The sequence below is a fragment of the Streptococcus mitis genome (assembly GCF_946188685.1).
GTDB lineage: Bacteria > Bacillota > Bacilli > Lactobacillales > Streptococcaceae > Streptococcus > Streptococcus mitis_CC.
Map to the genome: position 1 here is coordinate 22759 of NZ_CAMHWH010000009.1, position 12614 is coordinate 35372.

General features: G+C 40.4%; 7 protein-coding genes. All 7 read right to left on the reverse strand.

The window, feature by feature from the left end; genetic code table 11:
• Positions 1 to 13: 13 nt before the first annotated feature.
• Entirely contained in the window at positions 14 to 631 is a 618-nt protein-coding gene (locus tag N8N51_RS08440; RefSeq protein ID WP_203180518.1) for an alpha/beta fold hydrolase, read from the reverse strand.
• Complete coding sequence (gene pabB, locus N8N51_RS08445) at positions 632 to 2353, reverse strand: aminodeoxychorismate synthase component I (RefSeq protein WP_261104016.1); 1722 nt, start codon at positions 2351 to 2353, stop codon at positions 632 to 634.
• Positions 2354 to 2425: 72 nt separating this feature from the next.
• Positions 2426 to 8317, reverse strand: coding sequence for a ZmpA/ZmpB/ZmpC family metallo-endopeptidase (locus tag N8N51_RS08450; RefSeq protein WP_261104017.1), 5892 nt, complete (start codon positions 8315 to 8317; stop codon positions 2426 to 2428).
• Between the two features lie 2 nt (positions 8318 to 8319).
• Complete coding sequence (locus tag N8N51_RS08455) at positions 8320 to 8883, reverse strand: TIGR01440 family protein (protein WP_031237165.1); 564 nt, start codon at positions 8881 to 8883, stop codon at positions 8320 to 8322.
• A 114-nt stretch (positions 8884 to 8997) separates the two neighbouring features.
• A complete protein-coding gene (locus tag N8N51_RS08460) occupies positions 8998 to 10689 on the reverse strand; it encodes a cache domain-containing sensor histidine kinase (RefSeq protein ID WP_125455090.1) in 1692 nt (563 codons plus the stop codon).
• Positions 10686 to 11423: a response regulator transcription factor gene (locus tag N8N51_RS08465; protein ID WP_125455089.1), complete on the reverse strand. Its 738-nt coding sequence runs from the start codon at positions 11421 to 11423 to the stop codon at positions 10686 to 10688. The genes N8N51_RS08460 and N8N51_RS08465 overlap by 4 nt, the downstream gene beginning before the upstream one ends.
• A gap of 70 nt (positions 11424 to 11493) precedes the next feature.
• Complete coding sequence (gene msrB / locus N8N51_RS08470) at positions 11494 to 12606, reverse strand: peptide-methionine (R)-S-oxide reductase MsrB (RefSeq protein WP_125455088.1); 1113 nt, start codon at positions 12604 to 12606, stop codon at positions 11494 to 11496.
• Positions 12607 to 12614: the final 8 nt, after the last annotated feature.

Below are 12614 nucleotides of genomic sequence, written 5' to 3' on the forward strand. Positions count from 1 at the left end.
TATTTTATCAAACTTATTTCAGCAATTCAAGGAAAGGTTTAATCTGTTCAGCAAACTCTTTTGGTTTAGCTTCATTCAAGACATGAGGACCATCTGGTATAATCTGAAATTGAGATTCTGATATTAGTTTATGAAGACTTCTCATAGAACTAAGATTCGGTTTATCTTTGCTGCCACAAATTAGTAAGGTTGGATAAGGACAAGTTCTTGATATATCAGTTAAATCAAGTGTCTTCAATTCCTCAGAAACTCCGACCATAAAAGCCTTATCTGCCCCCTGTTTTTCAAATACCCTTTTGGGAAGCAATTTAAATATCAGCAACTGAAGATAAAATAGGATATTACCGGACAGTTTAAGTGGACATCCTGATAGAACCAACGCTCGGAGATTTGGTAAATCGTAACTGGAAAGTTCTAGTGCCAGAGCAGCACCTAAGGACAATCCAACCAAAACAAAAGGTTCGGTCTCTTGAGCTAGGTACTGATAAACTCGCTCTTTAGCTTGTTGATAGTTGCTAACTCCAGAAGGAAATAACTCAATAGCCTCAGAAGGATAATCTGTCAGTAGATTCCGAACTTCTTTCCAACTATCTGCTGACTGACCTAGGCCATGTAAAAATATTAATTTCATTTAGTTCTCCCTTACTGACAACTCATACAAGCCCCTGACTGCATTACAGCCGTAAATAGCTTCTGCTTGGGCTAAGTCTTTTAAAGTCAAGACTCTCTCTTCTACCTGTCCTGTTTCCAGCAAGAGCTGACGGTAAATTCCTGGCAAGATTCCCAGTCGGATAGGCGGTGTGTAGAGTTTCCCAGAAATTTTCAGAACCAAATTTCCGATAGAGGTTTCAAGAAGTTCTCCAGACTTATTATGGTAAATGATCTCTTGCTCCCCTATGCTCAAATGCGGTCGGTGAGTCGTTTTGAAGTAGATAAAGGCTTGTTGCAAATTGGCTTCCTGAAGGCAAAGTTTGGCCTGACAAAAACTTGGACTAAGAGCTGTTAATACTTGGCGATCGACTTCTATCTCTCCAGACTTGCCGAGAGAAATTCGCAAGCGGTAATCTTGATTAGCAGCACAAGTCTGACACTCTGCTTCAATCTTTTGTCTCAAGTCTTCTAAATCAAAAGGAAAGGCAAAATATCGACTAGATGTTCTCAGTCTTTCCAAATGTTGTTCTTCAAACAACACGTTCTTCTGGCTGATTTTTCCAGTAGTAATCAGCTGAAAACGAGCTTGTTTACGATAAAGAACTGCCGCCTTTTGATGAACCTCACGGTATTCAGACTCCCAAGTGCTATCCCATGTAATGCCTCCGCCAACTCCATAGATGGCTTTCCCTTGATGCAGTTGAATGGTCCGAATAGCAACATTGAAAATTCGTCGTCCATTTGGAAGCAGGAGACCAATGGTTCCACAGTAGACTCCGCGCGGTTGTGGCTCCAAGTCCTTGATGATTTCCATAGTCGCAATTTTCGGAGCTCCCGTTATGGAACCACAAGGAAATAGAGAACGGAATATCTCTACAAGGTCAACATCCTCTCGCAACCAACTCTTGATGGTCGAAGTCATCTGCCAAACCGTTGAATACTGTTCCACTTGGCAAAGACGCTCTACATGCTCACTGCCCACCTCAGAAATACGGTTCATGTCATTGCGCAAGAGGTCCACAATCATCATATTTTCAGAGCGATTTTTAGAATCCTGCTCCAACCAACTGGCCTGTTCAAGATCTTCTTGGTCAGTTACCCCACGCTGAGTCGTTCCCTTCATTGGTCGTGTTGTCAACTCGCGGTCATTTTGCTCAAAAAAGAGTTCTGGACTCATGGAAATCACTGCCATCTCGTCATGTTCAACATAAGCATTGTAGCCCGCCTCCTGCTCTACTACCATACGATTGTAGATGGCAAAAGGATTGGCACTTAATTTTTGCTTGAGTTGGACGGTGTAGTTGACCTGATAGGTGTCCCCCTGCCGCAAATGATGGTGAATCTGAGCAATCGCCTTTTCATAATCTGCTTCAGACGTCACTTCCTGCCAATTTGAAGGCAAATCAACCTCATCATAAGTCAGGGGAATAGGAGATGTCTCCACCCTATCGTGAACAGTAAAGTAAAGCAAATACTCGTCCAGTAAAGGAGCTTTATGAACTGCTAATTTCTCCTCAAAAGCAGGTGCAGCCTCATAGCTGACATAACCCACCACATAATAGCCTTGCTCTTGGTAGCTTTCCACTTGAGCCAGCAAATCTGCCACTTCTGCTACATTTCTCGTTTTCAACTCTTTAATGGGCTGGGTAAAGGTGTATCTCTCCCCCAAAGCCCTAAAATCAATCACTGTTTTTCTATGCATACCTTAAGTATAGCACAAAAAGGCAGATCCAGACAAAGCTGATCTACCTTTTTATTATTTTCTTACTATTGGTTATGCTTTAGTGAATAAATCACCAGCAAATCCATCTGATTTCTGCAAGAGTTGTTTGTAAACCTTCCATTTAAGATCTACAGTATTCTTGAAATCATTTCCTTGAAGGTCTTTTTCGACCGCTGCATCAAATAAGGTCTGAAGTTGTGCGTAAGTTGAAATCTTTTGACCATCGATTTCAATTTCAACAAAACCTCTTTGGGCTTTTTCATGTACTTCATGATACCATGCTTTCTTCCATGCTTCTAAGCTTTGGAATTTACCGTTAGAAACTTTATTAATAATAAAGTCATCACCAAGACCTTTATTTCCAGCTGCTTTAGATTCTTGTTTGTATTTGTTTGATGCATAACCTAAGAACCCGTCTAGATAACCGAAGTAACCCCACATACGGAAGGTATTATGTTTGAATGAGATTGAACCAACCGCACTCTTACTTGTATTACCACCATAAATACCTGTCATCATATTTACTACAGTATAAGCAGAATCAAATCCTTCAGTACGGTAATGACCATTTCCTGGTAATCCATGTTTCGTTGCAAAGTTTCCATCAACCAGTTGATCAATACTTGTCAGCTTCGTATTCTTTTCGTCATTATTCAAATCACGAACTAAATCCCATTGGTGTGGTTCACCAACTAAGCCATTGCGATCCGCTTTTTCACGATATTTCTTATCAATCTTCTTGAACCACTTATCATTTGTTCCAGTATTTTTCTTGATTACAGACTCAGCTTCTAAGTAATCAAGCATCATCATGGATTCATTGTAATTCTTCATGTAGTGATCGATTTTCTCACGACTATTTAACACATTTGGATTATAGTTGTAAATTTGATTTCCATCATTTTGACGTTCGTAAGCCATGTTTAATCCTAAGGCACCATATTCACCATTTGGATTTGAAACTGATGGTGATTGTAACATACCTTGAGCAAAGGCTTCAACGTCTGTTCCTTCACGGTGACGCCATGTTCCTAAGTAGGCCATACGGTCATTGATGTGAGTTGTTTCGTGAGTGAATGCAGATGTACCAAAATCACTAATCATGCTAGAGATGATGTAATATACAGCCTCTTGTGGTTGTGGATTTTGGAAGATATAAGCGTATGCACCCATTCCATTGTATCCGTGCCACTTATCAGTCGGACCATAGAATTCACGAATTGGAGCAAAATCGCCATTCTTAGTATGTCCCATACGGTCAACCCAACCAAGACCTGGTACATCATGATTATCCCAAATGGCAGATGGTACCATATTCTCACTCTTAAGAAGTTGATTTCGTACATTATCAGCAGCAAGTCTTGACCAGAAGTCCAAGTAATTGATTTGTTCTTGCGCACGTAAATCAACTTGCTTCTTAAACGCTTCACGTTCTTCTACCGTATTTTTACCATATTTCTCAAATGAACTAAACGCAATGGTATTATAGGTTGTAATTAAAATCATATGCGCTTTCTTCAAATTCAAAAGTGGTAAAATATAACGTCCGTGATGTCCATTATTAATTACTTCATACAATTTATGTTTCTTATTCGCAAAATCAGGATTTGATGATTGTTTCTCAACAACATAAGCATTGTCTGCAATGTTATTCTTGAACCAAGTATTCATATCTGTTTCACTAGTGAATAATTCCATGTTGTACTTCAGGAATTCGTGTAAGTTAGCTTTACCAGTAGCACTTGCAAGAGCTCTGTTAAATGCATCGTGTGATTGATCACCTTTTAGGTTATTACCATTTGATGCGAAGCTGATTAATCTATCAAGTACGCTAACGTTCTTACCGTAGAAATCCGGTTTGAAGGTCATCATATTTTTGATATTTAATCCGTCAAATTTAATTCCATAGTATTGATTTAAGTAAGCCAGAGCTAACATGATTTTAGCTTTGTTATCTTCAACTTTTTTAATCAATGCACGTTTAGCTGCTTCGTCCGTATTTAATTGATGGTCTTCATTTTCAACTAAAGCTTTAACTAAAGCATCAAGATTATCTTTTACTTCTTTGAAGCTTTCTTCCATGTATAACATCTTAGGATTGTTATTAATCTTACGAACTTCATCTGAATCAAGTTCAACAGAAGCTAATTTAGCTTTGATATCATTAATCAAATTTGCACGATCTTTAACAACCATGTTTGGTGTATAGACAACATCACCTAATCCTTCAATACTATATTCACGAACTTGTTGAACCTTAGATTCTTTTTGTGTAATAGCCTTAATTTCTTTCGTCTTATCAGCGTAATGAATCATAATATGGTCAGCATCTGATAAATCGGTCACAAATTGTCCATCTTTCATACCTGTAACAGATAAAACTTCCGTATTTAGTAATTTAGAATCTGCAGGAATCTTGTTACCTTGGTTTATAATCCACTCTTTATTGTAGAATGGTTGAAGTTTTTCAATATTACGGTAAGCAAGTTCACGAGATACGTCATAATCTTGAGTAGATTTGTAAGTATCTGCTTTTGCTGCCTTATGGTTTAACTTATCTACAAAATGTTCAGTTATTGTATATTCATGTGCAGTAATTCCCATTTTAGCAATTCTGGCATCAGCTTCTTCTTGGGAAACACCTTTCCAACGACTAGAGCGAGAATATGATTGTTTACCTTCACTTACACCATTAACGAATACATTATTATTTCGAACCCAGTTTGCACCAAAGTAATCATCATCCTCTGCATCACGAGAACCGTAAAGAATCTCACCACCATTCTTCACTTTCATCATGGTAACGTTATTTTCAGCAAGCCCCCACGACCAGTTAGAATGAAGCAGACCACCTGTTTCAAGAGGTTCTTTCACATCAATCGTACCTTTTGCCACGGAATTCTTCAGACGTCCCCATGCACTAACGTCCATTGGGTTATCACCGTGATTCAATTTAGCAACAAGGCCACCGACCTTAGCTTTATTCCCTTTAATATATGCATCAATGTAAGAGTTGTCTGTATTACTTCTCCAGCTTTCGCTAACAAGTCCACCAGACCACCATCCTGCATTACCTACACTTGTAATATTACCAATAAAGGCTACATTACGCATATTGGATTCATCCAGTTTATTGACCATACCAGTAACATCATTGTTACCTACAACATTACCTGTTACTTTAATGTTTTCAATCGTTGACTTTTTAAACATATCACCAAGCGGTGCTGTCTTATTAGCCCAAGGCATGTTGATATCGACATTACCTAGATTGAAGTCATGAATATGAGCGTTTTCAACTCGGTTGAATAGTGGACGCGCTAGGTTATGAATTGTAAAGCGGTTATCCCCATCACTAGATAACTTACCTTTAAACGTTCCTGTTACATACTGTTTACTTGGTGTTGGAACATTGGCAGCATTCAAATCTGCACCAAGTTTAAACTCACTAGTTGGGTCTTTTTGCATATCCTCAATGAGTTCTTTAAAGTTGTAATAGACATTTCCAATCTTTGGTAATTGTTTTTCAAAGTAATGAACATACTCTTCGTTCAGTGTGTTGTCAGCATTCCGTTGAATCAAATCAGGTGCTTTGGCAGTAACTTTGTATAAAGTTTTTCCGTCTTTTTCTACTTCTTCAATCTTGTCAACAGCCAGTCTTGTTATTTTATTGTCATGAGTGGTCACTCGTAAATAAAGTGGAGCAACATCAGCTGGTTTTGCTGTCAATAAACTAGTATCTGTTTCATTACCATCAGCGTCCACACTCATCAAGCTTGTTTCTTTGATGTTTTTGATTTCAACTTTTTTGAGGTCAATTCTTAGCGGTTCTTCCTTCAGAACCTCTTCCTCATCACCCTCACCACGGTCATAAACCATCTTCGTTTCAAGTTTATAATCCTTGTAGTACTGTAAATCTGTCAGGGTAGTTGTCAAGTCATCTGGTGAAACATTCAAGGTTTTGACAATCTCATCACCTTTTTTCAGAGTTAAGGTAATAGATTTAATGGCTGCCTTACTTGGATTTTCTAGACTATACTTAACATCTGAAGTCCGTTTCAAATCCTTAGGCTCAACTGCTGTGATGGTCAATACTGGTTTTTCAAAGCTCTTGGTACCACGTTTCAAAATTTTGTCTTGAGGTGCCTCAAGGATTTCCTCTGTAACTTTTGGAGCGTCCTCTGTTTTAACTCCCTTAATGGTATTAAAGGTCTTGGTGATTTTTTTCTGGCCTTCTTTTCCTTCTTGAGCTACAACTTCTAAGCCTTTTTTCAGTTGGTCATCTTCTTTAACAACTTCCTTAAATGGAATCTTTTCAAGACTTTCTTCTACAAGAGTTCCTTCAATTGGTTTTATCCCACGACTTACCTGTTGGTTTACAGGCTCCTTGGCAACTTCTGTGCTAGTTGAAAGAACTTGGTCAGTTTTAACACCTTCTACTGTTTTATAAGTTGTTTTAGTAACTTGACTACCTTTTTCTCCATTTCTTACGACAGTTTCTTCGTCCGTATACTTAGTTGGATCCTCAGTCGTTTCAGTTTTGTAGTCTAGGTCTGTAGTCGATGTTTCAACAAGGGTTCCCTCAGTTACTTTGTACTCAGGTAACGGTTCTTGTACAAGAGCTTGACCTGCTTTGCCTTCCTCTTGTGTACCTTTTACTTCAACTGGAGCCTCTGGCAATTCTGGCTGTGTTAGAGCTTGTCCTGCCTTACCTTCTTCTTGAGTTCCTTTTGCTTCTACTGGAGCCTCTGGCAATTCTGGTTGTGTTAAGGATTGACCTTCTTTACCTTCTTCTTGGGTTCCTTTTGCTTCTACTGAAGCCTCTGGCAATTCTGGTTGCGTTAAGGATTGTCCTGTCTTACCTTCTTCTTGTGTACCTTTAGCTACTTGGTGACTTGGTTCAGCTTGTGGTACTGGAGTTGGAGCAGGTTGCACCTCTTTCTTAGTTCCGACTGCAATGACTTGCGACACAGGATTTTGGACTACTTGGTCTTCGATGACTTCTCTAACTTCTTGACCGTTGACCATCGAAACTTTGCTTACAAGGCGACGCTGACCATTTACTCCAGCTGCGACGATACGAGTCTGTCCTTCTGCTAGATTCGCATCTGGATTTGTGACTGTTTCAAACGGAATCTCCACCAAGCTCTCTTCCTGTCTTGTCTGAGGCTTCTCAGAAACTGGTTTTTCTTCAATAGCAGGAGCAACTGGATTCTCTACTACAGGATTCTCAACGATAGTTTCTGGAGCAACAGCAGGTCTTTCTTGAACGACTTCAGTTTTCTCGATTTCTTTTGAACTTTGCTTCTCTACTGGCAACTGAGTCTGTTCAGCTGAAGCTGGTCTTGATGGATGGAGTTCTGCTTCCTTAAAGTAGCCAATGTATTCATAGCCATCAATATGGATAATCCCTTCAGCCAAGCCTTCATGTGTAGAGGCTGAAATAGTTTGGTTATAAGAAAGCAATTCTTTATTTTCAAATGCGAATGTCCCATAAGGTACAAAGGTGCTGGCTCCTAAAGAACCAATCAAGAGAACACCTAGAACTTCTCTACGACCTTTTTTGGACACCAAAAAGACTGCTAGAGAAGCCGTTGCCAAGCCAAGACCTGCCAAAGCTAGTTCCTTACTTCCTGTATAAGGAAGTTGTTGACTGGTAGTTGCCTTCTTACGATAAACTACATAAAGAATATCTTCATCTTGAAATTCTGTTGGAACCTCATGATGAATCAGGGCTTTTTCAGACTCAGTCAATTCCTGCTCCGCCAAATAACGGTAATGAACGCTATGAGCTCCACCAACTTCATTGGCTTGTACCTTATCTACTGAAAGAGTACTAGCACCAAAAAGGAAGGCCCCGATTGCTACAGGACCTACCCCAACAGTTAGCTTACGAATCGAATATTTGGTGATTTTTTCTAGTTGTTGTTTTGTTTTTTTCATTCTCACGACTTTCTGATAGAATCTTGTGGATAATGCGCACGCGCACCTCCAATTAATTTTGGACGGCTAGCAAGAGCCGTTACATGGGCATGCCCAATTTCTCTCAAAAGAGGGCGAATCGGAACCTGAACATGCTTGACATGCATACCAATTGCAGTGTCTCCGATATCCAATCCAGCATGAGCCTTGATAAATTCAACCTCAACTGGATCTTGCATAAACTTGAAGGCTGCCAACTGACCTGACCCTCCTGCATGAAGGGTAGGAAGGACACTGACGATTTCCAGACCAAACTGCTCTGCCACCTGACGTTCAACGACGAGGGCCCGATTGACATGTTCACAACCTTGAACAGCTAGATGAATTCCTTTTTCCTCTAGGATATCTAGGATGGTCTTCACGATGATTTCCCCAATTTCTTGGCTAGATTCCTTGCCAATCTGACCACCTATCACTTCACTAGAAGAAAGGCCTAAAACAAAGATAGATTCTTGTTTCAAATTGGCCTTTTCTAATACATCGTTTACAATCTGGCTTGTTTCTCTTTGAATGTCTTTTTCCTTCATACTTGATACCTCTTTTGTCATTATCTATCATATCGTTTTTTCTACGTTTTAGCAAGATAGACAACCTAGAAAGCTTGCCCAATTACGCATAAAACTCCCAGAATTGACTGGGAGTTAACTAGTTTCTATTCTATTTATGTATATTTCAACTGTCGTACCTTTTGAGGTAATAGAATCAATCTTCATTTGGTAATGTTCTCCAAAGTGAAGTTTGAGCCGTTGATCAACATTTTGAAGACCAACTCCCCCACGTTTGAGTTGGCTTTGACTACTATCGCTAGCATCTTGGAAACCAACCCCATCATCCTCAATGCGGATGATCAATCCTGAATCCTGTTTCTGAACAGAAACTTTAATATGTCCCTGACCTTCCTTTTCCTTAATGCCATGGTAAAGGGCATTTTCTACCAAGGGTTGTAGCACCAACTTGGGCAAGACTAGCTTATCAAAGGCAGGATTTTCCTCAATCTCATATTCCAGCTTATCCCCATAACGTTGTTTCTGGATAAAGAGATACTGGCGGACATGATTGATTTCGTCAGACAGGCAAATCAAGTCCTTGCCTTGATTGAGCGCCAAGCGGAAGTAGGTAGCCAAGGACTTGGTCACCTGCACCACACGCTGACTATCCTGAAATTCAGCCATCCAGATAATAGTGTCCAAGGTATTATAGAGGAAATGCGGATTAATCTGACTCGACAAGGCTTGAAGTTCATACTGGCGGGTTGCTTCTTCCTGCCTGCGAATAGCTGCCATCAACTGATTAATCTGATCCAGCATGGCATTGAACTGACGAGTCACTTCTCTCAGTTCATGGGCACCAGTTTCCTTGGCACGAAGATTCTGACCACCAGAAGCAATCTCCAGCATGGTTTCTCTCAAGTCATTCAGAGGAGAAATCCAGCGTTTAAGACTAAGCCACACCAAGCAGAGACAGGCAAGAAGAGAGGTGATACTGGCCCCAAGCAAGGTCCACATGAGTTGACTCCTAACCTGGTCTAACTTCTCCAACGAAGACACGCCAAGCACCGTCCAATCAGTTCCTGCTATCTTTTCCTGACTGACGTAGGATTTGTGATCTGGAGTATAGCCCTGCACTGTCTCAATATAGGGTTTCATGGCCGCCATTTCGCTAGACGAACTATAAACTGTATGTTGAGGATGGTAGACAAATTCATGGTTTTCATTGATGATAAAGGCAAAACCCTGCTGACCCAACTGAAGTTGATTTAGATAGGCTTCCAGAGTTTCGTAGGAAATATCCAAGCGAAGCACGCCAAGATTGCCCCCCTTTGCATCAAGAAGTTCTTGGGTGACAGAAATGACCCACTGACTATCTGATTTACGAGCTGGAGTCAAAACGGGCATGGCTCCCTGATGAATAGCCTTTTGATACCAATCCTCAGCCATCATATCAGAAGAAGTTTTCATCTGCACACTGTCATCTGTAGAAATGACCTGACCGGATTTAGTCACAAGCACAACAGTTTTCAAGTCCTGGTCTGCATTCAAGATAGTCAAAAATAGATCTCGAATTCCCTTGACCTTGTCTTGACTGGGATTCTCAGAATAGGCTAGGACATCTGCCTGCTGGGTCAAACTAGTCGAGGTGGTTTCTAATTTTTTGATATAAGACTGGATAAAGTGGCTAGTCTGACTGATAGTCGTTTGGCTATTGCCCTCAATAGTAGCCTCAATGGCTGAAGAACTAGATTGATAGTAGAAAGTCCCAACCAGAGCTAGGAGAATGAGAAAGACCAGAAAGATGGAAATAACCATTCTGACTAGGAGAGAAGAACGCTTCATCGACCTTCCCCCTTCTTAAACTGACGAGGTGTCACACCTGCAATCTGTTTAAAACGTTGGGTAAAATAGTTCATATCTTCAAAACCAACCTTCTCTGCTATCTCATAAATCTTCAGATTTGTAGTTAAAAGCAAGAGCTTGGCTTGTTTGACACGTTCTCTCACCAGATAATCCTGAAAAGGCAGGCCCAATTCTTTCTTAATCAAAGAACTCAGATAAGTCGGGCTAAAGCCCAAGTCACTAGCCAAAGACTTTAAACTAAACTGGTTATCAGCCAGATGAGACTGGATTTTCTGAGCCATATTTCCCTCAAACTTATCAGTCAATAGATCTTGTAATTGCTCTTCCTTTTCTTCCTTATCCAACTTTTGCTTGATTTTCCCCAACATTTCCTCGATATCCTGACGAGAAAAGGGCTTGAGTAGGTAATCATCCACACCTAGTTTGACAGCAGACAAGGCATAATCAAAATCATCGTAGCCTGTTAAAAAGACCAAATGCACCTGAGGATAGGTTTCTCGGACCAGACTGGCCAACTGGATCCCATTTAGCTGAGGCATGTTGATATCGGTTAAAATAATATCTGGCACCTGCTTTTGTATCAATTCCCAAGCCTGCCTTCCATTTTCAGCTTGACCGATGATTTCCATATCGTAGACTGCTACATTGACCAGCTTGGTCAATCCTTGTCTTACCAGATATTCATCTTCTACGATTAAGATTGTATAGGTCATGCTTCTCTCCTTTGTCACTTACTAGTATCAGTATAGCAAAATTCTCCTCTAACTGCTTAGGAAAGCCCTCTTAATCAACATAATCTAGTAAATAAGCGTAGCCTTTTTCTTCCATTTGGTCTTTGGGAATAAAGCGGATAGAGAGACTATTGATACAGTAGCGCAAGCCACCCTTGTCCTGTGGGCCGTCCGTAAAGACATGGCCAAGGTGAGAATCTCCAACTCGGCTTCGCACTTCCATGCGTGTCATATTGTAAGACTTATCTTCCTTGTAGGTGGCAACATCTGGACTGATGGGTTGGGTAAAACTAGGCCAGCCACAACCAGACTCAAACTTATCCTTTGATGAAAAGAGAGGTTCACCAGTTGCTACATCCACATAGATACCAGATTCAAATTTATCCCAGTAACGGTTTGAAAAAGCTCGTTCTGTTTGATTTTTCTGGGTGACTGCATACTCCTCAGGTGACAAGGTCTTTTTCAATTCCTCATCACTTGGTTTGGGATATTTGCTGGCATCGATGACGGGATAGGCCGCCTGATTGACATTGATATGGCAGTAGCCATTTGGATTTTTCTTGAGATAGTCTTGGTGGTAATCCTCAGCCACTACAAAATTTTTCAAGGTCTCCTTTTCAACTGCTAGAGGTTGATCGTATTTCTTAGCCACCTCATCAAAAACTTGGTTAATCACCTCTAAATCCTTGTCATCTGTGTAATAAACACCAGTACGGTACTGGGTTCCTACATCATTTCCTTGTTTATTTTTGCTGGTTGGATTGATAATGCGGAAATAGTGAAGCAGGATTTCCTTGAGGGAAATTTGCTTGGCATCATAGGTAACATGGACAGTCTCCGCATGACCTGTTTGGTTAATCAATTCGTACTTGGTTGTTTCCCCTCTACCATTCGCATAACCTGATACGGCATCTGTCACACCGGGAACGCGTGAGAAATATTCCTCCACTCCCCAGAAACAACCTCCAGCCAGATAAATTTCGTGCAAGTCTGCGTCTTTGCTAACTTCTGTTTTTTTCACTGTTTTTCCTCCTTGGCTAACTGATGCTTTCTCAATTTGCGAGCTATCTGTCTGCCCTGCATTTCGCATCAATAGAAAATAGAAACCACTTATAGCTAGGACAAAAATTCCTGCCAAGACAAACAATTTTACTTTATCATTCATGACCTTTC

Bases quoted from the DNA above. Each gene is read 5' to 3' on its own strand.
- N8N51_RS08465 (WP_125455089.1), bottom strand. From the start codon at position 11,423: ATGACCTATACAATCTTAATCGTAGAAGATGAATATCTGGTAAGACAA.
- N8N51_RS08460 (WP_125455090.1), bottom strand. From the start codon at position 10,689: ATGAAGCGTTCTTCTCTCCTAGTCAGAATGGTTATTTCCATCTTTCTG.
- msrB (WP_125455088.1), bottom strand. From the start codon at position 12,606: ATGAATGATAAAGTAAAATTGTTTGTCTTGGCAGGAATTTTTGTCCTA.
- pabB (WP_261104016.1), bottom strand. From the start codon at position 2,353: ATGCATAGAAAAACAGTGATTGATTTTAGGGCTTTGGGGGAGAGATAC.
- N8N51_RS08450 (WP_261104017.1), bottom strand. From the start codon at position 8,317: ATGAAAAAAACAAAACAACAACTAGAAAAAATCACCAAATATTCGATT.
- N8N51_RS08440 (WP_203180518.1), bottom strand. From the start codon at position 631: ATGAAATTAATATTTTTACATGGCCTAGGTCAGTCAGCAGATAGTTGG.
- N8N51_RS08455 (WP_031237165.1), bottom strand. From the start codon at position 8,883: ATGAAGGAAAAAGACATTCAAAGAGAAACAAGCCAGATTGTAAACGAT.